The 21,848-nt window shown below is 71.8% G+C and carries 21 protein-coding genes and 2 tRNA genes; 7 read left to right on the forward strand and 16 right to left on the reverse strand.

Going from position 1 to position 21,848, the window contains the following annotated elements:
• The first annotated feature begins 229 nt into the window (after nucleotides 1–229).
• On the forward strand, nucleotides 230–562 hold the full coding sequence (locus BMH31_RS02900) for a DUF4870 domain-containing protein (RefSeq protein ID WP_099723874.1): 333 nt from the start codon (nucleotides 230–232) through the stop codon (nucleotides 560–562).
• A 112-nt stretch (nucleotides 563–674) separates the two neighbouring features.
• Complete coding sequence (locus tag BMH31_RS02905; protein WP_099723873.1) at nucleotides 675–1,892, forward strand: aminotransferase class I/II-fold pyridoxal phosphate-dependent enzyme; 1,218 nt, start codon at nucleotides 675–677, stop codon at nucleotides 1,890–1,892.
• Here the strand turns inward: BMH31_RS02905 and BMH31_RS02910 are convergent.
• The 6 genes from BMH31_RS02910 to serS all read right to left on the reverse strand — a co-directional run bounded on the left by BMH31_RS02910 (nucleotide 1,889) and on the right by serS (nucleotide 6,645).
• Entirely contained in the window at nucleotides 1,889–2,578 is a 690-nt protein-coding gene (locus tag BMH31_RS02910; protein ID WP_099747341.1) for an SOS response-associated peptidase family protein, read from the reverse strand. The two genes, BMH31_RS02905 and BMH31_RS02910, sit on opposite strands and share 4 nt — an antisense overlap.
• Before the next feature lie 180 nt (nucleotides 2,579–2,758).
• Nucleotides 2,759–2,850: transfer RNA gene (locus tag BMH31_RS02915), tRNA-Ser, on the reverse strand.
• 109 nt (nucleotides 2,851–2,959) lie between these two features.
• Nucleotides 2,960–4,213, reverse strand: a complete 1,254-nt coding sequence (locus BMH31_RS02920) for an LCP family protein (RefSeq protein WP_099723871.1) — start codon at nucleotides 4,211–4,213, stop codon at nucleotides 2,960–2,962.
• A 192-nt stretch (nucleotides 4,214–4,405) separates the two neighbouring features.
• Nucleotides 4,406–4,493: transfer RNA gene (locus BMH31_RS02925), tRNA-Ser, on the reverse strand.
• A 10-nt stretch (nucleotides 4,494–4,503) separates the two neighbouring features.
• Complete coding sequence (locus tag BMH31_RS02930) at nucleotides 4,504–5,370, reverse strand: HAD hydrolase family protein (RefSeq protein WP_099723870.1); 867 nt, start codon at nucleotides 5,368–5,370, stop codon at nucleotides 4,504–4,506.
• A gap of 3 nt (nucleotides 5,371–5,373) precedes the next feature.
• Nucleotides 5,374–6,645, reverse strand: coding sequence for a serine--tRNA ligase (gene serS / locus BMH31_RS02935; protein WP_099723869.1), 1,272 nt, complete (start codon nucleotides 6,643–6,645; stop codon nucleotides 5,374–5,376).
• 81 nt (nucleotides 6,646–6,726) lie between these two features.
• Here serS and BMH31_RS02940 point away from each other — a divergent pair, with 81 nt between their 5' ends.
• Nucleotides 6,727–7,734, forward strand: a complete 1,008-nt coding sequence (locus tag BMH31_RS02940) for a diacylglycerol kinase family protein (RefSeq protein ID WP_099723868.1) — start codon at nucleotides 6,727–6,729, stop codon at nucleotides 7,732–7,734.
• Between the two features lie 29 nt (nucleotides 7,735–7,763).
• On the opposite strand, the gene BMH31_RS02945 is transcribed toward BMH31_RS02940, so the two are convergent.
• The 5 genes from BMH31_RS02945 to pgm all read right to left on the reverse strand — a co-directional run bounded on the left by BMH31_RS02945 (nucleotide 7,764) and on the right by pgm (nucleotide 12,558).
• Nucleotides 7,764–8,114 (reverse strand): hypothetical protein, encoded by a 351-nt coding sequence (locus tag BMH31_RS02945; RefSeq protein WP_099723867.1) that lies wholly within the window; start codon nucleotides 8,112–8,114, stop codon nucleotides 7,764–7,766.
• 116 nt (nucleotides 8,115–8,230) lie between these two features.
• Nucleotides 8,231–9,370, reverse strand: coding sequence for a hypothetical protein (locus BMH31_RS02950; RefSeq protein WP_099723866.1), 1,140 nt, complete (start codon nucleotides 9,368–9,370; stop codon nucleotides 8,231–8,233).
• Nucleotides 9,367–9,780, reverse strand: coding sequence for a PadR family transcriptional regulator (locus BMH31_RS02955; RefSeq protein WP_099723865.1), 414 nt, complete (start codon nucleotides 9,778–9,780; stop codon nucleotides 9,367–9,369). The genes BMH31_RS02950 and BMH31_RS02955 overlap by 4 nt, the downstream gene beginning before the upstream one ends.
• Before the next feature lie 105 nt (nucleotides 9,781–9,885).
• The gene (gene pheA, locus BMH31_RS02960; RefSeq protein ID WP_099723864.1) at nucleotides 9,886–10,845 is read right to left on the reverse strand and encodes a prephenate dehydratase; all 960 of its coding nucleotides are present in this window, start codon (nucleotides 10,843–10,845) and stop codon (nucleotides 9,886–9,888) included.
• A gap of 60 nt (nucleotides 10,846–10,905) precedes the next feature.
• Nucleotides 10,906–12,558: a phosphoglucomutase (alpha-D-glucose-1,6-bisphosphate-dependent) gene (gene pgm, locus BMH31_RS02965; RefSeq protein ID WP_099723863.1), complete on the reverse strand. Its 1,653-nt coding sequence runs from the start codon at nucleotides 12,556–12,558 to the stop codon at nucleotides 10,906–10,908.
• 192 nt (nucleotides 12,559–12,750) lie between these two features.
• Between pgm and BMH31_RS02970 the strand changes: the two genes are divergently transcribed.
• Genes BMH31_RS02970 through BMH31_RS02985 form a run of 4 tightly spaced genes read left to right on the forward strand, consistent with a single transcriptional unit; the run spans nucleotide 12,751 to nucleotide 16,042 of the window.
• A complete protein-coding gene (locus tag BMH31_RS02970) occupies nucleotides 12,751–13,494 on the forward strand; it encodes an HAD-IIA family hydrolase (RefSeq protein ID WP_241898106.1) in 744 nt (247 codons plus the stop codon).
• A 52-nt stretch (nucleotides 13,495–13,546) separates the two neighbouring features.
• Nucleotides 13,547–14,236: a response regulator transcription factor gene (locus BMH31_RS02975; RefSeq protein WP_099723861.1), complete on the forward strand. Its 690-nt coding sequence runs from the start codon at nucleotides 13,547–13,549 to the stop codon at nucleotides 14,234–14,236.
• On the forward strand, nucleotides 14,229–15,401 hold the full coding sequence (locus BMH31_RS02980) for a HAMP domain-containing sensor histidine kinase (protein ID WP_275066534.1): 1,173 nt from the start codon (nucleotides 14,229–14,231) through the stop codon (nucleotides 15,399–15,401). The genes BMH31_RS02975 and BMH31_RS02980 overlap by 8 nt, the downstream gene beginning before the upstream one ends.
• Complete coding sequence (locus tag BMH31_RS02985) at nucleotides 15,401–16,042, forward strand: VanZ family protein (RefSeq protein WP_099723859.1); 642 nt, start codon at nucleotides 15,401–15,403, stop codon at nucleotides 16,040–16,042. The genes BMH31_RS02980 and BMH31_RS02985 overlap by 1 nt, the downstream gene beginning before the upstream one ends.
• Here the strand turns inward: BMH31_RS02985 and BMH31_RS02990 are convergent.
• The 5 genes from BMH31_RS02990 to BMH31_RS03010 all read right to left on the reverse strand — a co-directional run bounded on the left by BMH31_RS02990 (nucleotide 16,021) and on the right by BMH31_RS03010 (nucleotide 21,847).
• The gene (locus BMH31_RS02990; protein ID WP_099723858.1) at nucleotides 16,021–17,544 is read right to left on the reverse strand and encodes a carboxyl transferase domain-containing protein; all 1,524 of its coding nucleotides are present in this window, start codon (nucleotides 17,542–17,544) and stop codon (nucleotides 16,021–16,023) included. The genes BMH31_RS02985 and BMH31_RS02990 overlap by 22 nt on opposite strands.
• A complete protein-coding gene (locus BMH31_RS02995) occupies nucleotides 17,541–18,764 on the reverse strand; it encodes a CoA transferase (RefSeq protein WP_099723857.1) in 1,224 nt (407 codons plus the stop codon). The genes BMH31_RS02990 and BMH31_RS02995 overlap by 4 nt, the downstream gene beginning before the upstream one ends.
• A 98-nt stretch (nucleotides 18,765–18,862) precedes the next feature.
• On the reverse strand, nucleotides 18,863–20,071 hold the full coding sequence (locus tag BMH31_RS03000; protein WP_099723856.1) for an amidohydrolase: 1,209 nt from the start codon (nucleotides 20,069–20,071) through the stop codon (nucleotides 18,863–18,865).
• 25 nt (nucleotides 20,072–20,096) lie between these two features.
• Entirely contained in the window at nucleotides 20,097–21,542 is a 1,446-nt protein-coding gene (locus BMH31_RS03005) for a sodium:solute symporter (RefSeq protein WP_099723855.1), read from the reverse strand.
• Nucleotides 21,539–21,847: a hypothetical protein gene (locus tag BMH31_RS03010; RefSeq protein ID WP_099723854.1), complete on the reverse strand. Its 309-nt coding sequence runs from the start codon at nucleotides 21,845–21,847 to the stop codon at nucleotides 21,539–21,541. Before BMH31_RS03010 ends, BMH31_RS03005 begins: the two co-directional genes overlap by 4 nt.
• Nucleotide 21,848: the final 1 nt, after the last annotated feature.

The following is a 21,848-nucleotide window of genomic DNA, read 5'->3' on the forward strand; positions in this document are numbered from 1 at the left end:
ATAGGCGACTACTCGAAGCGGACGGCGGGCAGCGTCAGAAGGGAATCAGAGCACACCCCAGGCTCCGCCCGCGGCGCCCCAGCCCGGCTACGCCGCACCGCAGCAGCCCGGCTACGCGGCACCGCAGCAGCCCGGGTACGCCGCGCCCCAGGCCGGCGGCTACCAGACCCCGCCGCCCGCCGGCGGCGGCTACCAGCAGCCCGGCTACGCGCAGCCCGTCGCCGATCCGGTGAGCAACATCACGCTGAACTACTGGCTCTCGGTGTTCTTCAGCTGGATCCCGGCGCTCATCTTCTTCCTCATCGAGAAGGACAAGGGCAACCCGCAGGCCCGCGCCTACCACGCGGCGAACCTGAACTTCTCGCTGCTGCGCGTGATGGTCATCGTCGCCACCTGGATCCTCGGCGTGATCCCCTACCTGGGCTGGGTCCTCGCGCCGCTGCTCGGCATCGGTTCGATCGTGCTGTTCGTCTTCCACATCATCGCTGCGGTGAAGGCTCCCGAGAACTACCGCACCGGCCAGCAGCCCGGCTTCCTCTTCAACATCCCGATGGTGAAGTAGCCGCGGCTCCTCGCGCTCCGGGCGCCGAACCCTTGCGGTTCGGCGCCCGTTCGCGTTACGGCGGCTGACTGACGCACCCCGCGGGGCGCGGTTCGGATCCTAGACTGGGGCGATGACCGAACGTTGGCGCACCGTCGCAGCAGCCACCGGCCTCGCCGCCCCCGACGGCGCGACCCGGCCGACCATCTTCGCCGAGATGAGCGCCCTCGCCGCGCGCACGGGCGCCGCGAACCTCGGGCAGGGGTTCCCCGACGCCGATGGACCCGAGTGGATCCGCGAAGCCGCGGTCGACGCGATCCGCTCCGGCGCGAACCAGTATCCGCCCGGGCGCGGGATCCCCGAGCTGCGAGCGGCGATCGCCCGGCACCAGCTGCGGCACTACGGCCTGGAGCTGGACGCCGATACCGAGGTGCTCGTGACCGCCGGCGCGACCGAGGCCCTCGCGACCGCCGTGCTCGCGCTCACGGGCCCGGGCGACGAGGTCATCACCCTCGAGCCGTTCTTCGACTCGCACGCCGCGAACATCGCTATGGCGGGTGCGACCCACGTGCCCGTTCCGATCGTTCCGGGCCCCGACGGGTTCCGCATCGACCTGAAGGCGTTCGAACGGGCGGTCTCGCCGCGCACGCGCCTGATCCTGCTGAACACGCCCCACAACCCGACCGGCTCCGTGCTGAGCGCCGACGAGCTCGCGGCCATCGCGCGCGCGGCCGTCGCAGCCGACGCGGTCGTGCTCTCCGACGAGGTCTACGAGCACCTCACCTTCGACGGCGCGTCCCACGTGCCCATCGCGACCCTTCCGGGAATGCGCGAGCGCACGCTCACCGTCTCGTCGGCGGGCAAGACCTTCTCGCTCACCGGGTGGAAGATCGGGTGGATCTCGGGACCGGCCTCGCTGATCGAAGCGGTGCTCGCGATCAAGCAGTTCACGACCTTCGTCGGCGGCGCGCCGTTCCAACCGGCGGTCGCCCGCGCGCTCGACGAGGGCGACCGCGATGTCGCGGCGCTGCGCGACGACCTCGATGCTCGGCGCGGCTTCCTCGTCGACGGCCTGCGACGGGCCGGATTCGACGCGGTGGTCCCGTCTGGCACCTATTTCGTCTGCGCGGATGCCTCGCCGCTGCTCGGGGCGCACGCGGACGGCGCCGCCTTCGCCCGCGCACTGCCCGAGGCCGCGGGCGTCGCGACGGTCCCGCTGTCGGCGTTCTGCGTGCCGGGCTCCCCGACCGCGCTCGCGCTCGCGCCCTGGCTGCGGTTCACCTTCGTGAAGGATCGGGCGACCCTCGAGACCGCCGTGGACCGCCTGGTGGCCTACGCCGCGTCCCGCTAGAGCTCGAAGAGCGCCGGGGCCCGATCCCGACGCGCGGCCCCGGGTTCCGGTTCCGCGCGCACGATCGCCCGGCTCAGGCTCTCGGAGGACGCGACCGCGCGTGCGACCAGCTCAGGGTCGCCCGGTCGGTCAGCGGCGAGCCACTCGTCGTGCATCGATTCGGGCAGGATCAGCGGCATGCGCGCCTCGCCGCGCGACGAGAGCACCGATGCGGCTTCGCCCACACCCGCGCGCGTGACCATCGAATAGGTGACGAGCGGGCTCCCGTCGCGCTGCGGCACCGTGCTCGTGATCGCGGCGATCCCGAACGGCTCGCCCGCGAACCCGAACCGCGCACCCTGCTCCCGGTACCAGGTCGCCGGCAGGATCGCGCGCCGCTGGAACGGCACCCGCCAGCTGCGCATCAGGGCGTCGTCACGCGAGTTGAAAGCGCTGAAGGGCGCCGGGGCGCCGTTCAGCCACAGCCACCACCACCCCGGATCCACGCGTCGCTCGCCGGCGACCTCGTGCACCAGCGGGTTCAGGTTGCGGGCCTTCCGCCGGGTGATCTGCGCGGTTCCGCCGAGCGCGGCGGCCCACTGGCCGAGCCGCTCCGAGCAGGCGGCCTCATCGACCGCGGTGAACGAGACTCGGCGCTGCCCGGCCCTGCTCGCACGCACCTCATCGAATCCGTAGGTGCCGCACATACCGCCAGCGTATGCCGTGGCGGCGGTGCACCGGCCGAGCCGCTCCGAGCGGGCGGTCTCGCACGCGGAGATGCGCACGATTTCGGACCCCTCGGGCCGGAACGTCCGAATTCCTGCAGATCTCCGCATTCTGGGGACACGAGAAAGCCCCCGCCTGGGCGGGGGCTTCTTCGATGGTGTTGGCGGAGACGGGGGGATTTGAACCCCCGGTCAGGTTTAAGCCCGACCCTTCATTAGCAGTGAAGTCCGTTCGGCCGCTCCGGCACGTCTCCTAGCGTTTGCACGCGAACTCCATCATAGGGGAGGAGGAGGCCCGACGAAAAATCGGCGCGGCGCGGCGACCGCTCCGGTACGGGATTCCGCGCCGGAACGGATCGCGCGTCACAGGACGGTGCGCCCCTGCGAGCAGGTCTGCGTCGCGCTGCTCTGCCCCGAGATGTTGTCGGGCAGCTTCGTCGTGGTGGGCGGCGCCGTAGTCTTCGAGGGTGCAGTCGTCGACGGGGCCGTCGTGCTCGGCGCCTGCGTGGTCGCCGGAGGCGCGGTCGTCGTCGGTTTCGGCGTGCCGCCCTCGGCCTTGACGCCCTCTCCCACCTTCGCCACTTCGAACGGCTTGCCGCTCTTGAGGATGTCGAACAGCGTGGTCGCCGACGCCTCGTCCGGGGTGAGGCGGCCCTGCTGGTAGGGGTGCTGGAAGCTCGGGTACTGGACGAAGGTGATGCGATCCAGGTCGATGTCCTTCACCGTGCCCGCGAGCGCCTGCAGGAATCCGGCGGAGGCCATGTTGCTGGTGAGCTTGATGTTCTCGACGCCGGCCTTCGCGAGCGCGTAGACCTTCAGCGGGTTCGACAGCGTGTCCGCGCTCTTCATCTTGCGCACGAGGCTCGACATGAAGATCTGCTGGTTGCTGATGCGGCTCGTGTCGCCGCCGTCGCCGACGCCGTGGCGGGTGCGCAGGAACTGCAGCGCCTCCATGCCTTTGAGCGTCACCTCGCCCTTGGGCAGGTCGAGGTCGGTGTTCGGGTCGACGATGGGTTCGGCGAGGCAGACTTCGACACCGCCGAGCGCGTTCGACATGCCGATCACGCCGTCGAAGGTGATGAGCCCGCCATAGGGGATCTTGAGTCCGGTGAGCTGCTCGATCGTGAGCATCACGCAGGGCAGGCCGCCCTCGGAGAGCGTGGAGTTGAGCTGCTGCTCGCTCATCGCCGGCAGCTCGCCCCCGCCGGGCGCCGGGCAGCTCGGGATCGGGATCATGAGGTCGCGGGGGAAGCTGATGACGGTCGCGCTCTTGTGATCGGCGGCCACGTGCAGCAGCAGTGTCACGTCGTTGAGCTCGCCCGTCTCGCCGTCGTTGATCGCCTGCCCCTGCCGGGAGTCGGATCCGACGAGCAGGATATTGACCTCGCCCTTCAGCGAGTCCTCGCCCGCGGCGACGGCGTCGGGACCGTCGACCGTGTGGACGCTGGTCGCGAGCCCCCAGACCGCGTAGGCGGCGATGGAGGCGCCGCTGAGCAGCACGACGACGGCCATGGTGAGCAGGATCCGGCCGGAGTTCAGCCAGGCGCTCGAGCGCCGGAGCTTGCCGTGCCGAGCGCTCGCCCACTCCCCTGCCGCGTCCCGCCGCCGTTTCGCCATGCCGTTCGATTCCCCACCTGTCGGATCGCGCGCCGCCGCAGGATTCCGGCGGAGACGCGCATACGTCAGAACGAGAGTACCGGAGGATCCTGGGGGTCGCCCCGCCTCGGGCGAGCTCCCAGGCGAACGCGGCGAATTTCCAGGAGACGGGGAACGCCCGGCCAGAAGCGTTTTCTGACCGGGCGTTCGCGGCGGTGGGTAGGGGATTTGAACCCCTGAGACGGGGTTACCGCCTGCTTGTTTTCAAGACAAGTTCCTTCGGCCGCTCGGACAACCCACCGCAGAAGAGCTTAGCCGAGGAGCGCGGGGAATCGGTCGCGCAGCGCCTCGAACAGGCCGTCCTGATCGACCGGCGCCGTGACGCGCCCCGCTTCGGCCCGCACGTCGGCCACGGCCTGCCCCATCGCCACGGAGTCGCCGAATCGCCCGGCCCACTGCAGCATGTCGATGTCGTTGCGCCCGTCGCCGGCCGCGAAGACGCGGGAACGGTCGATCCCGACGCGGGAGCGCACGACCTCGAGCGCGCTCGCCTTGGTCACCCCGCTCGGCGCGATGTCGAGCCAGGAGGTGCGGCCGACCGCGTACGAGACGTGGGTGAGCCCGAGAGTCTCGACGGCGCTCAGGAACTCCTCGAGGCGATGATCGGGCGATACGACGACCACGCGGGAGGCCTGCACGCCGAGCAGCTCTTCGAACGGCACCTGCCGCTGCTGCGACGGCAGCGTCCCGGTGGGGATCGGCTCGGTGTAGAGGAAGCCGCCGCTCGCGAGCTCGACCGCGAACCGCGCGGTGAGGAGCTGGGCGCGGATCTTGACGAGGGCCTCGCTCGGGTCGAACGCTTCGACGTACTCGCGGCGGTAGGCGCGCGGCGCCAGCGCGTCGCGGCGCAGGGTCACGGCGCCGTTCGCGGCGATCACCCACTCGGGCTTGATGCGCAGCGCCTCGACGACCGGCAGCGTGGCGTCGACCGAACGCCCGGTCGCGATGACGACCTCGTGCCCGGCGGCGTGCAGCGCGCGGATCGCGTTGCCGGCCCGCTCGGGGATCTGATCGTCCCAGTCGGTCCCGGCGGTGCCGTGGTGCTCGTTGTCGAGCACGGTCCCGTCGAGGTCGAGCGCGATGAGGTGCCGCTCGTTCGCCGCGAGCTCGGCCGCCACGGCCTAGGCCCCCGCGATCGGGGTCAGCACTTCGAGGCCGCCGAGGTAGGGTCGCAGCGCTTCGGGGACGCGCACGCTGCCGTCCGCCTGCTGATGCGTCTCGAGGATCGCGACGATCCAGCGCGTGGTCGCCAGCGTGCCGTTCAGCGTCGCGACCGGAGCGGTCTTGCCGTTCTCGCCGCGGAAGCGGGTCGAGAGCCGGCGCGCCTGGTAGGTCGTGCAGTTGCTGGTCGAAGTGAGCTCCCGGTAGGTGCCCTGGGTCGGGATCCACGCCTCGATGTCGAACTTGCGCGCCGCGCTGGATCCGAGGTCGCCCGCGGCGACGTCGATCACGCGGTAGCTGAGTTCGAGCGCCTGCAGCATGTCCTCCTGCCAGCCGACCAGACGGTCGTGCTCGGCCTCGGCCTCGGCCGGGTCGGCGTAGACGAACATCTCGAGCTTGTTGAACTGGTGCACCCGCAGGATCCCGCGAGTGTCCTTTCCGTGCGAGCCCGCCTCGCTGCGGTAGCAGGTCGACCAGCCGGCGTAGCGCAGCGGTCCGCCCGCGAGATCGATGATCTCGTCGGAGTGGAACCCGGCGAGTGCGACCTCGCTCGTGCCGGTGAGGAACAGGTCCTGATCCTTCAGGTGGTAGACCTCGTCGGCGTGCTCGCCGAGGAAGCCGGTGCCCTGCATGATCTCGGGCTTGACCAGCGTCGGCGTGATGAGCGGCGTGAACCCGTTCGACAGCGCGCGGTCGAGCGCCATGTTCATGAGCGCGATCTCGAGGCGCGCGCCGATGCCGCTCAGGAAGTAGAACCGAGCGCCCGAGACCTTGGCCCCGCGCTGCATGTCGATCGCGCCGAGCATCTCGCCGAGCTCGAGGTGGTCGCGCGCCTCGAAGTCGAAGCTGGGCACCTCGCCGACCTCGCGCAGCGTCACGAAGTTCTCCTCGCCACCGACGGGCACGCCGTCGACGACGACGTTCTCGATGCGCATCGCGGCCGCCGAGAACTCCTCGTCGCGGGCCTTCGCCAGCGCTTCGGCGGCCTTGACCTGAGCGGCGAGCTCCTGCGCCTGCGCGATCAGCGCCGGCTTCTCGTCCTTCGAGGCGGCCTTGACCCGGGAGCCGAACTCCTTCTGCTCGGCGCGCAGGCGCTCGAACTCGGAGAGGGCGCCGCGTCGGGCCTCGTCTGCTGCGACGGCCTGGTCCACCACCGCCTCGTCGTTTCCGCGCGCGCGCTGGGAACGCTTGAGCTGTTCGGGATCGGTGCGGAGGAGTACTGGATCGATCACGAGCCCAGTCTAGCCAGCCGGACGCCGGATCCGGGCGGAGCGTCCAGGCGCGGACCGGTCCCGGCGCGGTAGTTTGGGCGCATGACCCGAACACCCGCGCGCACGCAGCCTGCCGCGGCGGTGGTCTACCAGCCCTTCAAGACCGACATCGTCGCGCTCCGCCGCGAGGTCGGTCGGCGGGAGGCCGAGGCCGGCTGGGCGCCGACCCGCTGGTACGAGACCGACGCGGAGGACGCCGGAGTCGCCGCGACCCGGCAGGCCATCGCCGACGGGGCGAGCGTGGTCCTCGGCTCGGGCGGCGACGGAACGATCCGCGCGATCTCGGAGGCCCTCCGCGGCACCGGCGTCCCGCTCGCCGTGATCCCGCAGGGCACGGGCAACCTCCTCGCCCGCAACCTCGGGATCCCGTTGAACGATCTCGGCGCGGCCGTGCGCGCGGCCTTCCGCGGCACCAACCGCCCCATCGACCTCGGGGTCATGACGATCATCCGCCAGGACGAGAGCGAGGACGAGCACGTGTTCCTCGTGCTCGCGGGCATGGGGCTCGACGCGCGCGCGATCCGCTCGACCAGCTCGTCGCTCAAGAAGCGCGTCGGCTGGCTCGCCTACGTCGACGCCGGGCTCCGCACGATGATCCGCGAGTCCCCGCTGCAGATCCTCTACTCCGTCGACGGCAAGGCCTCGAAGTCGCTCTCCGTCTACACGGTCATGATCGGCAACTGCGGGCTCATGCCCGGCGGCGTGCTGCTGATCCCGGACGCCCAGATCGACGACGGGCGACTCGACGTCGTCGCGCTGCGGCCGCTCGGCCCGTTCTCGTGGCTGCGCATCTGGAACAAGATCGGCTGGGAGAACGGCGTGCTGCGCAAGACGAAGGCCGGGCGCCGGATCATCGACCTCGTGCACGACACCCGCAGCGTCAGCTACCTGCGCGCCAAGCAGTACGCGCTCTCGGTGCGCTCGCCCGAACCGATCCAGCTCGACGGCGACGACTTCGGGCTCGCGCTCGCCGCGAGCGGCGCCGTCGACCCGGGCGCACTCATTGTGCGTGTGCTCCCGGGCTGGAGCGTGCCCGCGCTCGAACGCTAGCGGGATCCCGCGCCCGGTGCCGGCTCCGCCTACGGACGCTGGGATCCGGGCAGCGCCGCGCGCACCTCGATCCACGCGTCCAGTTCACCCGCGAGCTCGGAGGCGAGCTCGACGACGCGGTCGCGGGTCTCGGCGCGCACCGCCCACACGCGCCCGAGCGGTTTCCCCTCGATGGCGGGATCCCGATCCCGCGCGACGGGCCCCGGACCGACCATCACGGCCTGCGCCTCGGGCGCGAGCACCTCGGTCCACTCGAGCTCGGAGGTGCTCGCCAGCTCGTCCTCGAAGCGGGTCAGGAACGCGGCGATCTCCTCGTGCCACTCGGGGCTGCGTTCGCGGAGCTCGTTCTCGTCGGTGTGCCAGAGCAGCAGGTAGCGCATGGTCGCCTCCTCCGTCGGTCCGGGGCGGCCGGGCCGCGCCCCGGGGTTCCCATCCTCCCAGCGGGCTCCGGCGCTGTCGAGGGGCGGCTCGCGGAACGAACCCGGGGGCGGCGGGATCACGGCGTCGGCGTCGCCGAGGGCGCGGGGGTCGGGGCGGCAGCAGGACCCGCCTGGTCCGAAGTCGTACCCGGCGCCGTGCAGTTCGCCGACAGCGGCGCCACCGCGTCCCGAGGAGCGGCCGCGATGGGGTCGGCATCGCCGGGGACCTCGTTGCCCTGCAGATCGATGCGCTTCTCTTCGAGCGGGAACACGTTCCACGCCCCCGGGTCGGCCAGACGGTTCACGCCGTACTCGATGCTCTGCTGCTTCTGCTCGTCCCAGCCTCCGTCGACCTGCTGCCCGTCGCCCCAGGGGCCGCCCGTGGTCGTGGTCAGCGGCCGACCGTCCTGATCGAAGAGCCGGACTCCGTCGAGCAGCTTGCCCGAGCAGTCGTAGGCGTAGATGTTCGAGATTCGTTGCTCGGCGTTCGAAGTCAACCCGGGCTCTCCCTGCGGTTGACTCGCCAGATCGTTCGAAACTGCACCCAGGTTCGCGATGCTCCCGAGCAGGAACACCAGCGCGAACACGGCGATGACATCGCCTACCCGGCGGAGCCAGACCATCCACCGCTTCGGCAGCCACTTGCCGCGGCCCCACTGCACGCTCAGCACCGTCGTGACGAGTCCGAGCAGCACCGCGACGGTCATCGAACGCGGGTACGGCAGTCCGGAGACGTTGACGAGGAACCCGGTGAAGAAGAGGACGGCGAGCGCGACCCCGAGACCGCGGAGCACCCACCAGACCGGTCGCAACGAGCGGATGAAGTCCCAGGCCCCCTTGCGTGCCGCGGTCGCCTCGGCCCAGTCGCTGAGCCGCTCCTCGACGGCATCGGCGCGCTCCCGGAACGTACGCCGGGGCCGGGCACCGGCAGCCTCGCCGCGCGGCGGCAGGCCCGCGGCCAGGCGCAGCTCCTCGGCGTACGCGATCGGGTCGCCGAGCTCGCCGCCGTCGGCGAGACGCTCGACGAGGTCGGCTTCGAGGCCGTCGACGAGGTCGTCCCGTTCCTCCGCGGGGAGGTCGGCGAGCTGCGCGCGCACCGCGCCGGCGAACGCCGCCGCGCGGTCGGCGGCAGCCCCGAGCCCGGCTTCGGCCCCGGGTCCGGTCTCGGCGATCGGTCGCGTCGGCGCGGTCTGATCGGAGGCGGTGGTGGCGTTCATGCGTCGACTCCCGTCGTGAGCGGCTGCGGTACTGGAACGTGCTGGGGTTCTGCGGTCTGCTGCGGCGCGTCGGCCGGACGGCCGGATCGGGGTTCGCCCGCCACGAGCTCGGTGAGCACTGCGGAGAATCGGAGCCACCCGGCACGCTGCTCGTCGAGCAGGGCACGACCCGCGGGCGTCATGCTGTAGTACTTGCGGTGCGGTCCGCCCTCGGACGGCACCACGTAGGTGGAGAGCGCGCCCGCGGCGTAGAGCCGGCGCAGCGTGCCGTACACCGATGCGTCGCCGACTTCTTCGAGCCCGGCGTCGCGCAGGCGCCGCACGACGTCGTAGCCGTAGCCGTCCTCGTGCTGCACGACGGCGAGCACCGCGGCATCCAGCACGCCCTTGAGCAGTTGGGTGGGATCCATCGCGTTCCTCACGTTCCTTCCGTTGCGCACTAGTGTGCATTACACAATAGTGCGCCGTCAAGAACTCTCAAGGGTCCCGGACCCGGAGGGACCCCGCCCGCGCGGCTACGCCTCGCCGTCTGCGGTGCCCTCGATGACGCCGCGCAGCCAGTCGCGCGCATCCCGGAACGTACCGTCGTCGTGCGCATCGCGGATCGACGCCGCGACGCGGTCAGCCCGCGGGTAGGAGCCGAGGAACACCACGTTGGGGCTGAAACGCTTCACGCCGAGCAGCGCATCGGCTACCCGCTCGTCCTTCACGTGCCCCTCGGCGTCGATCACGAAGCGGTACCGGCCCATGCGGTCGCCGATGGGCCGCGACGCGAGCAGCGTCAGGTTGACTCCGCGGGTCGCGAACTGCTCGAGCAGGTCGAGCAGGGCGCCGGCCCGGTCGTCGGGCAGCTCGACGATCAGCGAGGTCTTGTCGGCGCCGGTCGGTTCGCCGACGGGCACGGTGCGGCTGACGAGCACGAAGCGGGTCTCGGCGTCGGGGTTCTCGGCGATGCCCTCGGCCAGCACGTCGACGTCGTAGTGGTCGGCGATGCCGGGCGGCGCGATCGCGGCGTCGATCCCCTTTTCAGGGTCGAACAGGTCGGCTGCCGCCTGCACGTTCGAGGTGGCCTGCAGATGCCGATGCCCCGGAGCGTTGCCGTCGAGCCAGGCACGGCACTGCCCGTAGGCGACCGGGTGCGCGGCGACGACCTCGACGTCCTCGAGGCGGATCCCGGGTCGCGCCACGAGCACGAAGCTCACGGGGACGAGGTACTCCCCCACGATCCGCAGATCGGGGATCGTGGCGAGCGCGTCCTGCGCGACGGTCACCCCGCCGTCGATCGAGTTCTCGATCGCGATCATCGCGGCGTCGCTCACGCCCGTGACGACGTCGTTCAGCGCCTCGCCGAGGTTCGCCACCGGACGCCAGTCCTCGCCGACCGCCTCGGGCACCTGCTTGAGCGCGGCCTCGGTAAAGGTTCCGGCCGGGCCCAGGTAGCTGTACCGGCGGGATCCTGCGGGGCGCTCATTCATGGGTCAAGCGTACCCACCCGCACGGCCGCGAGCATGCGGCGAGCGCCGCAGCCGTTCGGGCTATGCGCCGAGCACGCGGTCGACGAGGCGGCGCGCGGCCTCCTGCACCTCGGCGAGGTGCTCGGGGCCGCGGAACGACTCGGCGTAGATCTTCATGACGTGCTCGGTACCCGAGGGACGCGCGGCGAACCAGGCGTGCTCGGTCTGCACCTTGAGCCCTCCGATGTCCGCTCCGTTGCCGGGAGCGGTCGTGAGCACCGCGGTGATGGGATCGCCCGCGAGCTCGGTGTCGGTCACGTCGGACGGCGCGAGCGCTGCGAGGCGCGCCTTCTGCTCCGGCGTCGCGGGGGCGTCCACGCGCGCGTAGGCGGGGTCGCCGAGCCGGCCGGCAAGCTCCCGGTACCGCTGCGAGGGCGACTGCCCGGTCACGGCCTGGATCTCGGCCGCGAGCAGGCACAGCAGGATCCCGTCCTTGTCGGTGCTCCAGGGCGCCCCGTCGAAACGCAGGAAGGAGGCTCCGGCGCTCTCCTCGCCGCCGAACACGACCGAACCGTCGACGAGCCCGGGGACGAACCACTTGAATCCGACCGGCACCTCGAGCAGGGTCCGGCCATGCGCGGCGACCACGCGGTCGATGAGCCCGGACGAGACGAGGGTCTTGCCGATGCCCGCCTCCGGCGCCCAGTCGGGCCGGTGGCTCAGCAGGTAGTCGATGGCGACCACGAGGAAGTGGTTGGGGTTCATGAGGCCGGCGTCGGCGGTGACGATGCCGTGGCGGTCGGCGTCGGCGTCGTTGCCCGTGACGAGGTCGAAGTCGTCGCGGTAGCCGGTCACGGTCGACATGACCTGCGCCGAGGAGGGATCCATGCGGATCTTGCCGTCCCAGTCGAGGTGCATGAACGACCAGCGCGGGTCGACGCCCGGGCCGAGCACCGTGAGGTCGAAGTCGAACCGGTCGCGGATCGCCGCCCAGTAGGCGACGCTCGCGCCGCCGAGCGGGTGCGCGCCGATGCGCAGACCCGAGCGACGGATCGCGTCGACGTCGATCACCCGGTCGATGGATTCCACGTATTCGCCGAGGAAGTCGTAGCGGCCGACGGACTCGCCCGCGACCCCGTCGCGGCCGGCCCGCGGGATCGCGTCGACGCCCTGCTCGAGCAGCTCGTTCGCGCGACGCGCGATCCAGCCGGTGGCGTCGGTGTCGGCGGGTCCGCCGTGCGGCGGGTTGTACTTGAAGCCGCCGTCGCGCGGCGGGTTGTGGCTCGGGGTGACCACGATGCCGTCGGCCCGGCCGGGATCGGCGGCGTCGCGGCCGCGGTTGTGGGTGAGGATCGCATGGCTCACGGCGGGAGTCGGCACGTAGATCTCGTCGCCCGTCCCGGAGCGGGCGAGCACTCGGACGCCCGCGGCGGAGAGCACCTCGCGGGCGATCCGCTCGGCGGGAGCGGAGAGCGGGTGGGTGTCGGCGCCGAGGAAGAGCGGCCCTTCGATGCCCTGCCCGGCGCGGTACTCGGCGATGGCCGCGCTCATCGCGATGATGTGGGCGGCGTTGAACGAGCCGTCGAGCGAGGACCCGCGGTGCCCGGAGGTGCCGAACACGACGCGCTGCGCCGGATCGCTCGGGTCGGGGACGCGCTCGTCGAACGCGGCGAGCAGCGCGTCGAGGTCGACGAGGTCTTCAGGGCGCGCGGGTGCGGCGGCTCGGTCGTGCATGGATCCAGTCTCCCACCGGTCCCCCGCGGAACCGGTGAGGCCGCGCGGCACCGCGCGTTCATCGGCCGGGACTACTCTGTGGCTATGAGCGAAGCACGCGCCGCCGTCCCGCAGCCCTCGACAAAGACCGCCCCCGCGAACGCGGAGGCGAGGCCGCACCCCCGCGCCCGGATCGAGTGCTGGCTCACCGACATGGACGGCGTGCTCGTGCACGAGAATCGCGCGATCCCGGGTGCGGCCGAACTGATCGCGCGCTGGCAGGCGGACGGGACCCCGTTCCTCGTGCTGACGAACAACTCGATCTTCACCGCCCGCGATCTCAGCGCCCGGCTCTCGGCATCGGGGCTCGACGTTCCCGAGGACCGCATCTGGACGAGCGCGCTCGCCACCGCGGCGTTCCTCAAGCAGCAGAAGCCCGGCGGCTCGGCGTTCGTGATCGGCGAGGCGGGGATCCTCACCGCACTGCACGACTCCGGGTACGTGATGACCGAGGCGGATCCCGACTTCGTCGTGGTCGGCGAGACCCGCAACTACTCGTTCGAGGCGATCACCAAGGCGATCCGACTGATCGATCGCGGCGCCCGCTTCATCTCGACGAATCCCGACGCCACGGGTCCGAGCTCCGAGGGCCCGCTTCCCGCGACGGGCGCCATCAACGCGCTCATCACCAAGGCGACCGGACGCGAGCCCTACATCGTGGGCAAGCCGAACCCCATGATGTTCCGGTCGGCCCTCAACCGGATCGGTGCGCACTCCCACAACACCGCCATGATCGGCGACCGCATGGACACCGACGTGGTGGCGGGCATGGAGGCCGGTCTGCACACGGTGCTCGTGCTGACCGGCATCTCGGACCAGCGCGAGATCGAGCGGTTCCCGTTCCGGCCCGACGAGGTGCTCGGCTCCGTCGCGGAACTGCTCGACCCGATCGCGTAGCGCTCACGGATCCGATACGCCGACGATAGGTGCGGGCTCCTAGCATGGGGGCATGCGCGTACTGATCGTCGAAGACGAGCCCCTGATGGCCGAGGCCGTTCGCGACGGCCTGCGGCTCGAAGCCATCGCGGCCGACATCGCGGGCGACGGCGACACCGCGCTCGAACTGCTGAGCATCAACAGCTACGACATCGCGGTGCTCGACCGGGACGTGCCCGGCCCGTCGGGCGACGAGATCGCCCGACGAATCGTCGAATCCGGCAGCGGAATCCCGATCCTGATGGTCACCGCGGCCGACCGGATCGACGACAAGGCGTCGGGCTTCGAGCTCGGCGCCGACGACTACCTGACGAAGCCGTTCGAGCTGCGCGAGCTCGTGCTGCGCCTGCGCGCGCTCGACCGCCGCCGAGCGCACCACCGACCGCCGGTGCGCGAGATCGCGGGGCTCCGCCTGGATCCCTTCCGCCGCGAGGTGTACCGCGACGGCCGCTACGTCGCCCTCACCCGCAAGCAGTTCGCCGTGCTCGAGGTGCTCGTCGCCGCCGAGGGCGGCGTGATCAGCGCCGAGGAGCTGCTGGAGCGGGCGTGGGACGAGAACGCCGACCCGTTCACGAACGCGGTGCGGATCACGGTGTCGGCGCTGCGCAAGCGGCTCGGCGAGCCGTGGCTGATCGCGACCGTGCCGGGCGTCGGCTACCGCATCGACACCGAACCGAGCGCCGAGGGGCCCGCCGGTGTCTAGACCTGCGGTGGATCGCGAGCCCGGACTGAGCGTCCGGCTGAAGTTCACCCTCAGCTACGCGGCGGTCGTGCTGCTCACCGGCGCGCTGCTGCTCGCGGTCGTCTGGGTCTTCCTGCTGCGCTACGTACCGACCGATGCGTTCGTCGGTTCGCACTCAGACTCGCCGGATGAGTTCCCGAGCACGTTCTTCCCGGGCCGCAACGACCTGATCCGCGCCTTCGTCCCCGCCGCGATCTGGGCGCTCATCGCCCTCCTCGTCATCGGACTGGTCGGCGGCTGGGTCCTCGCCGGTCGCATGCTGGGCCCGTTGCGCCGGATCACCGCCGCGACCCGCCGGGTCTCCGACGGCTCGCTCTCGCACCGCATCGAGCTCGAGGGGCGCCGCGACGAGTTCCGGGAGCTCGCCGACGGCCTCGACGCGATGCTCGATCGGCTCGAATCCCAGGTCGCCGAGCAGCAACGCTTCGCGGCGAACGCCTCGCACGAGCTCCGGACCCCGCTCGCCATCACCCAGACCATGCTGGAGGTCGCGCAGAGCGAGCCCGCCCGAGCCGACGACGAGCTGCTCGAGCGCCTCCGCGCCGTCAACGCCCGGGCGATCGAGCTGACCGAGGCCCTGCTCGTGCTGAGCCGCGCCGACCGGCGATCCTTCGACCGCGAGCGGATCGATCTCTCGCTGCTCGGCGAGGAGGCGGCCGAGACCCTGCTCCCCCTCGCCGAGAAGCACGGCGTGGCGCTCGAGACCGAGGGCGAGATCGCGCTCGCGTTCGGGTCCCCCGCGCTGCTGCTGCAGACGGTGACGAACCTCGTGCACAACGCGATCGTGCACAACCTCCCCGCGGGCGGGACCGTTCTGATCCGCACGGCCGCCGGCGTCGAGACCTCGCGCATCTCGGTCGAGAACACGGGCGAACGGATCAGCCCGGAACTCGTCTCGACCCTCACCGAGCCGTTCCGGCGGGGTACCGGGCGCATCCGCAGCGATCAGGCAGGAGTCGGTCTGGGCCTCGCGATCGTGCAGAGCATCGTCACGGCGCACGACGGCGCCCTCGACCTGGCCGCGCTGCCGGACGGCGGGCTGCGGGCGACCGTCGTGCTGCCGACGGGGGATCCCGCAGGCGGGCACCGCCCCGCGCGGCCGACCGCTTCGGACCGCGAGCGCTGATGCCGACGCGCGCGGCCGGCCGGCCGGGCCGGCGTTCCGTCTCGCGCAACGCGCTGGTCGCGAGCCTCGGCGTCTATCTGCTCGTGCTGACCTGGGCCGTGCTGTGGAAGTTCGAGGTCCCGTACATCGGCGCGGGCGGGCTGCGCGTGATCAAGCTCGTACCGTTCGGAGCCGACAACGATGCGACGGCGAGCTTCCCGCTCGAGATCCTCGCGAACCTCGTGCTCTTCCTCCCGCTCGGCTGGCACCTCGGGCTCCTCGCGCCGCAGCGCTGGTCGAAACCGCGAGCGCTCTGGGTCGCCGCGGGCGCCTCGGCGGCGGTGAGTCTGCTGCTCGAGACCGCGCAGTTCGTCCTCGCGGTCGGCGTCTCCGACGTCACCGACGTGCTGGTGAACACGGCGGGCGGGCTCGCCGGGCTCGGGATCCTGGGGCTCGCTCGCCGGGCGCTCGGCGGACGGGCCGCGCCGGTTCTGGGCCGCTCCTGCGTCGCCGGCACCGCGCTGGCGCTGGTACTCGCCGTCGCGGTGCTCGTCTCGCCGCTGCACCTCCGGCAGCGGGATGTCTCCTGCGCCGTCCCGGGTGATCCCGCGAGCTGCGTCGTGACGTCCGCCCCCGCCGTTCAGACCCCGATACGCCGGTAGCGGTCGAGCCGGGCGACCCGGCGCCGGTCGCCCTGCTGCAGCATGAGCCCTGCGAGCTCCTGCGCGATCGCGTCGCGCATCCGCCCGCAGAAGTCGACCGGTTCCCGCGCGGCATCGGGCGACTCGGCCACGATCCGGTCGACGATGCCGTTCGCACGGAGCGCCGCCGAGGCGACACCCTGCTGCTCGGCGAGCTCCGCCGCGTGCGCCGTGTCCCGGTGCACGATCGCCGACGCGCCCTCGGGCGGCAGCGGCGAGAGCCAGGCGTGCTCGGCGGCGATGGTGCGGTCGGCCGGAAGCAGAGCGAGCGCCCCGCCGCCGGTCCCCTCGCCGAGCAGCACCGACAACGTCGGACCCCGGTGGCTGACGAGGTCGGCGAGGCAGTGGGCGATCTCGCTCGCGAGCCCGCCCTCCTCCGCGGCGCGCGACAGCGCCGCACCCGGAGTATCGATGACGCTGACGAGCGGCAACCGGAGCTCCTCGGCGAGGTGCATGGCGCGGCGGGCGGCGCGGAGCGCGCCCGGGCCGAGCGGGGCGTACGCGCGCTGCGCGCGGCGATCCTGCCCGACGACCACCGCCGGGATCCCGCCGAAGCGGGCGAGGCTCAGCGAGAGGCCCGGATCCCGCTCGCCCTGGCCGGTTCCCGACAGCGGCACGATGTCGCTCGCCGCGTGACGCAGCAGCTCACGGAGGCCCGGTCGCCTGCGATCCCTGGTGCGGGTGACCGATTCCCAGGTCGCCGTGGACCCCGCGGGATCGGCCGAGGCCGCTCCGGGATCGGCGGCGCGCTCCACGAGCGCCGCGTGGGTCGGTCGTTCGAGCAGCCGCAGGGTGCGCTGCACGACCTCGCGCAGCGCATCGGGCTGGAGCACGCCGTCGATGATCCCGAGCCGCGCGAGATTCTCGGCGGACTGCACCCCGGCTGGGAACGGTTCACCGTACAGCGCCTCGTAGACGCGCGGGCCGAGGAAACCGACGAGCGCGCCCGGCTCGGCCACGGTGACCTGCCCGAGCGAGCCGAACGAGGCGAGCGCGCCGCCCGTCGACGGATGCCTGAGATAGACGAGGTACGGCAGCCCCTCGGCCTGGTGCGCGGCGACGGCAGCCGCGATCTTCACCATGGCGACGAACGCGAGCGTGCCCTCCTGCATGCGCGTGCCGCCCGACGCGGTCGACGCGAGCACCGGCAGCCGCTCGGCCGTCGCCCGCTCGATCGCGGCGACGAAACGCTCCGCCGCGGCCGCGCCGATCGAACCGGCGAGGAATCCGAACTCGCAGGCGATGAGCGCGACACGGCGGCCGTCGATGAGCGCCTCGCCCGTGACGATCGATTCGTCGGCACCGCTCTTCTCGGCAGCGCGGGCCAGCTCCTCGCGGTAGGCGTCGCCGAGGTCCGGTTCGACGGGCGGCGCATCCCACGAGACGTAGCTGCCGGGATCCGAGATGAGTTCGATGAGCTGCGCGGCCGAGAGCCGGCGCGGACGCTCGGCGGCCGCACTCATGCCGCCGCCTCCGCCACCGGCGCGCTCGGCACGGCCGGCGCGCTCGCGAGCCAGGCGCGGATCGCGTCGCCGTGCTGGTCGAGCACGGGCGGCGCCTGGTGCTCGGTCCGCGCACGCTCCGCCTCTCCCGCGGCATCGACGTCGAAGAAGCGGATCGCCGGCCCCGGCAGCGAGATGCTGCCGAGCGCCGCGTGATCCACCTCGACGACGAGCCCTTGCGAACGGACCTGGTCCCACTCGTAGACCTCGGAGAGATCGCGCACTTTGCCCGCGGGAATCCCCGCGGCGCGCAGCCGTTCGAGCAGCGGGGCCGCGTCGTGCGCCGCGAAGGCGTCCTCGACGAACGCGATGGTCTCTCCGCGACGCGCGACGCGCTCCGGGTTCGTCCCGAGACCCGGCGTCTCGGGATCCAAACCGAACTCGGCGCAGAACGCCTGCCACAGCCGCTCGCTGCCGACGCTGATCTGCACCGCGCCGTCGCGGCAGCGGAACAGGCCGTACGGCGCGATCGACGGGTGGTGGTTGCCCTGGGCCTGCGGGGTCTGCCCGGCCACGGTGACCCGGGTGCCCTGGAACGCGTGCACGCCGACGATCGATGACAGCAGCGAGGTGCGCACCACGCGTCCACGGCCCGTGCGCTCCCGCTCGTGCAGCGCGGCGAGCACGCCGACCACGCCGTGGATCCCGCCGAGCAGGTCGGCGATCGGGGTCCCGACCCGCTGCGGGTCCTCGGGGCCCGGGCCCGTGAGCGACATGAGCCCGGCCTCGCCCTGCACGATCTGGTCGTAGCCCGCGCGCCCGCCCTCCGGGCCGTCGTGGCCGAAGCCCGTGATCGAGAGCTGCACGAGCCGCGGGTTCAGCGCCGCCAGCGCGGCGGTGCCGAAGCCGAGGCGATCCATCACGCCGGTGCGGAAGTTCTCGATGAGCACGTCGGCCCGTTCGAGCAGGCCGGTCAGCACCGCGCGGCCGTCGTCGCTCTTCAGATCGAGCGCGATCGACTCCTTGTTGCGATTGCACGACAGAAAATATGTGGAATAGGAGCGGCCGTCCGCGCCGTCGACGAACGGCGGCCCCCACGACCGGGTGTCGTCCCCGCTGCCCGGCGACTCGACCTTGATCACCCGGGCGCCGAGATCCCCCAGCATCTGCCCCGCGTGCGGTCCCGCGAGCGCGCGGGACAGATCGATCACCAGCAGGTCCTCGAGCGAGCCCTCGTTCATGGTGCGTCCTCTCTGCGTTTCTGCGTTTCGGTTGGGTCGTGGATGCCGACCACCGGCCCGGGTTCCGGTCCGGCCCGGGCCGCGGTCGGCGGGTCGGATCACCGGCCCAGGGAATGCCCCAGCGCAGCGAGCGCCGCGCGGACCCCGGTGCTGAGCGTCGGCTCCGGCACGGGCAGGAAGTGGGGCGAGTGGTTCACGGGTGGGGCCGGGTGGTCCGCCGGGAAGCCGCCGAACACCCAGTAGACGCCCGGTGCACCGGCGCTGTCGGGGAGCGTTCCGAAGTCCTCCGACCCCATCGCGGGCGGGGCCGTGAACACGTTCTCCTCGCCCAGTTCCTCCCGGAGCGCGGCGCGCACCTCCTCCGCCCGCACCTCGTCGTTGTGCAGGCGCGGGAAGCGGTACAGCTCCTCGATCTCAGGGTGCGGAGCGCCCGAGGCGTCGGCCTCCGCGTTCACGATGCGCACGATCGCGGCGAGCACCCGTTCGCGTGCGTCCTCCGTGAGCGTCCGGATGTTGAGGGTGAACTCGGCCCGGTCCGGGATGATGTTCTCCTTGAGTCCGGCGTGGAACGTGCCGCAGGTGACGACCGCCGGCGACTGCGGCGGCAGTTCGCGGGAGACGATGGTCTGCAGCCGGGCGACCATGTGCACGCCGAGCACGATCGGATCGATCGAGTCCTGCGGCTGCGATCCGTGCGACTGCTTGCCGTGCACGGTGACCCGCAGCGAATCCGCCATGGCCATCGCCGGCCCCGTCGCGAGCGCGACGGTTCCCGCGGGGGTCTCGGGGAAGACGTGCTGCCCCAGCACGAGCTCCGGCACCGGCGCCCGGTCCCACAGCCCGTCGGCCACCATCGCAGCGGCGCCCGCGGCGGTCTCCTCGCCGGGCTGGAACAGCCAGACGACCGTCCCCGCCCAGGATCCCGGCTGCCGGGCCATCGCGGCGGCCGCGGCGAGCGCGACCGCGACGTGGGTGTCGTGGCCGCACCCGTGCATCACCGGGACGACGGTGCCGTCCGCGAGCGTGCCGGTCGCGGACGAGGCGTAGTCGGCGCCGGTGTCCTCGCGGATCGGCAGCCCGTCGGTGTCGGCGCGGAATCCGACCACCGGGCCGTCGCCGTTGCGCTGCACGCCGACGACTCCCGTGCCGCCGCAGCGGAAGTGCTCGATCCCGAGATCGCCGAGGCGCGCCTCGATGAACTCGGCGGTGCGGTGCTCCTGCATCGAGAGCTCCGGATTCGCGTGCAGGTGCCGGTAGTCGGCGTGCATCGCGTCGCGTTCGGCGTCGGTCAGGCGGGTGTTCAGCATGCTCGGCTCCTTCCGTGGTCCCGGGTCATCGCGCGACGGGGACCGACGCCTCGTCCTCGAACTCGACCTGTTCGACCGCGGTACCGCCGCGCGAGCGTCGGATCGCCTCGGCGACGACGAGCACCAGGAGGTTCGGGACGAGAGCGATAAGGCCGGAGTCGATGCCGCCGGTCGGGATCCCCGCGAAGGTGATGGTCGCGACCGTGACGACGCCGACGAGGATGCCGAGCCCGACTGGCCAGGCTCCGACGCGCACCTTCCGCTGCAGCGCCAGGACGATGCCCGGTGCGAGCTGGGTCGTGCCGCCGTAGGTGAGCAGCAGCAGCGCGCCGATGTCGGAACGGACCAGCCCGAAGGCGAGCGACAGCCCGAGCGCGACCACGATGACGACGTAGTTGACGGTCATCTTGCGCGCGGGGCTCACGTTCTGCAGCACGTTGGAGCTCACGAGGGTCGAGATGCCCATCACGATGCCGGCGGCGGGCACCATGGCGGCCGAGGCGCCGCCGACCGCGACGAGGCCGAGCAGCCAGTCCGGCACGATGTTCCCGGTCATGGTGAGCAGCACCGCGTTACCGGGGGTGTCGGAGGGCAGCTGCAGCACAGCGGCCATGCCGACCATGATCGGGATGAACAGCAGCAGCTGGTAGATCGGCAGCCACTTCGAGTTGCTCCGCAGTACCTCGCCGCTCTTCGCGGCGAGCATGGGCGGCCACAGGTGCGGCAGCGTCGCGAAGCCCGCGCCGATCACGGTGACGAGCATCGAGGTGACGAACCACACCGGGCCGAAGCCGTCGGCCTGCAGCGTGAGCAGCGTCGGCACGCTGTCGGCGATCTCGGCGAACACGGGACTGATGCCGTTGAAGCTGATCGCCACTCCGGCGATCACGACGACGAGCGCCAGCGCCATCAGGATGTCCTTGAGGATCGCGACGCGGGCGATGCCCTTGATGCCGGACCAGGCGACGAAGATCGCGACGAGGATGCTCGCGATGACCATGCTCAGGCCGCGGGCGCTCGAACTGCCGGTCGCGAGCTCGACGATCATGCCGAGACCGGTGATCTGCAGCTGCAGGTACGGGATCAGGGTGATCGCACCGATGATCGCGACGACCTTGCCGAGCCAGCGGGCCCGGAAGCGATCCTCGAAGTAGTCGGCCATGGTGAGGTAGCCGCGGCGCTGGGCGAGCTCGCGGATGCGCGGAGCGACGAAGTAGTTGATCGGCCAGGCCATGGTCAGGTAGCCGATGGCGTAGACCGCGCTCGCGCCGCCGCCGAAGGCGAGGCCCGCGAGGCCGAGGAAGCTGAAGGTGGTGAGCGACTCGCCCGCCTGCAGGAACCAGGTGGTCCACTTCGGGATGTCGCGCTTGCCGACGACCCAGTGCGAAGCGCTGGTCTGCCGGCGGCGGAGGCCGATGCCGAGCGCCCCGATGATCAGGATCCCGACGATGATGATGATCGCGACGGTCATCGGATCCCCTCCTCTTCCTCGGCGGCGATGCGCTCGAGGCGCAGCAGCTGGATCTGCTGGGTCTCGAGGCGCTCCTTCTCGGCGAGGTCGGCCTCGCGGCCGCCGTTGCGCTGGTACAGGGACTCGACGATCTGGATGCTCACGACGGTGAGCACGACGAGGACAGCGATCCAGACGAGCACGGCCGGGAGGCCGAACCACAGGGTCGGCTCCTGCGCGAAGGTCCAGAACGGGGTCGAGAAGAAGCCGAGGATCGGGATGCCGATGATGGCGGCCCGTCCGGGTGTCAGCAGTCGGGGTTTCATA

This window comes from Leucobacter sp. OLIS6 (assembly GCF_002752355.1).
In the GTDB taxonomy this organism is placed as follows: domain Bacteria; phylum Actinomycetota; class Actinomycetes; order Actinomycetales; family Microbacteriaceae; genus Leucobacter.

Bases quoted from the DNA above. Each gene is read 5' to 3' on its own strand.
- BMH31_RS03005 (WP_099723855.1), bottom strand. From the start codon at position 21,542: ATGACCGTCGCGATCATCATCATCGTCGGGATCCTGATCATCGGGGCG.
- BMH31_RS02940 (WP_099723868.1), top strand. From the start codon at position 6,727: ATGACCCGAACACCCGCGCGCACGCAGCCTGCCGCGGCGGTGGTCTAC.
- BMH31_RS02990 (WP_099723858.1), bottom strand. From the start codon at position 17,544: ATGAGTGCGGCCGCCGAGCGTCCGCGCCGGCTCTCGGCCGCGCAGCTC.
- pheA (WP_099723864.1), bottom strand. From the start codon at position 10,845: ATGAATGAGCGCCCCGCAGGATCCCGCCGGTACAGCTACCTGGGCCCG.
- BMH31_RS03000 (WP_099723856.1), bottom strand. From the start codon at position 20,071: ATGCTGAACACCCGCCTGACCGACGCCGAACGCGACGCGATGCACGCC.
- BMH31_RS02910 (WP_099747341.1), bottom strand. From the start codon at position 2,578: ATGTGCGGCACCTACGGATTCGATGAGGTGCGTGCGAGCAGGGCCGGG.
- BMH31_RS03010 (WP_099723854.1), bottom strand. From the start codon at position 21,847: ATGAAACCCCGACTGCTGACACCCGGACGGGCCGCCATCATCGGCATC.
- BMH31_RS02955 (WP_099723865.1), bottom strand. From the start codon at position 9,780: ATGGATCCCACCCAACTGCTCAAGGGCGTGCTGGATGCCGCGGTGCTC.
- BMH31_RS02975 (WP_099723861.1), top strand. From the start codon at position 13,547: ATGCGCGTACTGATCGTCGAAGACGAGCCCCTGATGGCCGAGGCCGTT.
- BMH31_RS02905 (WP_099723873.1), top strand. From the start codon at position 675: ATGACCGAACGTTGGCGCACCGTCGCAGCAGCCACCGGCCTCGCCGCC.
- BMH31_RS02920 (WP_099723871.1), bottom strand. From the start codon at position 4,213: ATGGCGAAACGGCGGCGGGACGCGGCAGGGGAGTGGGCGAGCGCTCGG.
- BMH31_RS02950 (WP_099723866.1), bottom strand. From the start codon at position 9,370: ATGAACGCCACCACCGCCTCCGATCAGACCGCGCCGACGCGACCGATC.
- BMH31_RS02985 (WP_099723859.1), top strand. From the start codon at position 15,401: ATGCCGACGCGCGCGGCCGGCCGGCCGGGCCGGCGTTCCGTCTCGCGC.
- BMH31_RS02945 (WP_099723867.1), bottom strand. From the start codon at position 8,114: ATGCGCTACCTGCTGCTCTGGCACACCGACGAGAACGAGCTCCGCGAA.
- pgm (WP_099723863.1), bottom strand. From the start codon at position 12,558: ATGCACGACCGAGCCGCCGCACCCGCGCGCCCTGAAGACCTCGTCGAC.
- BMH31_RS02995 (WP_099723857.1), bottom strand. From the start codon at position 18,764: ATGAACGAGGGCTCGCTCGAGGACCTGCTGGTGATCGATCTGTCCCGC.
- BMH31_RS02970 (WP_241898106.1), top strand. From the start codon at position 12,751: ATGGACGGCGTGCTCGTGCACGAGAATCGCGCGATCCCGGGTGCGGCC.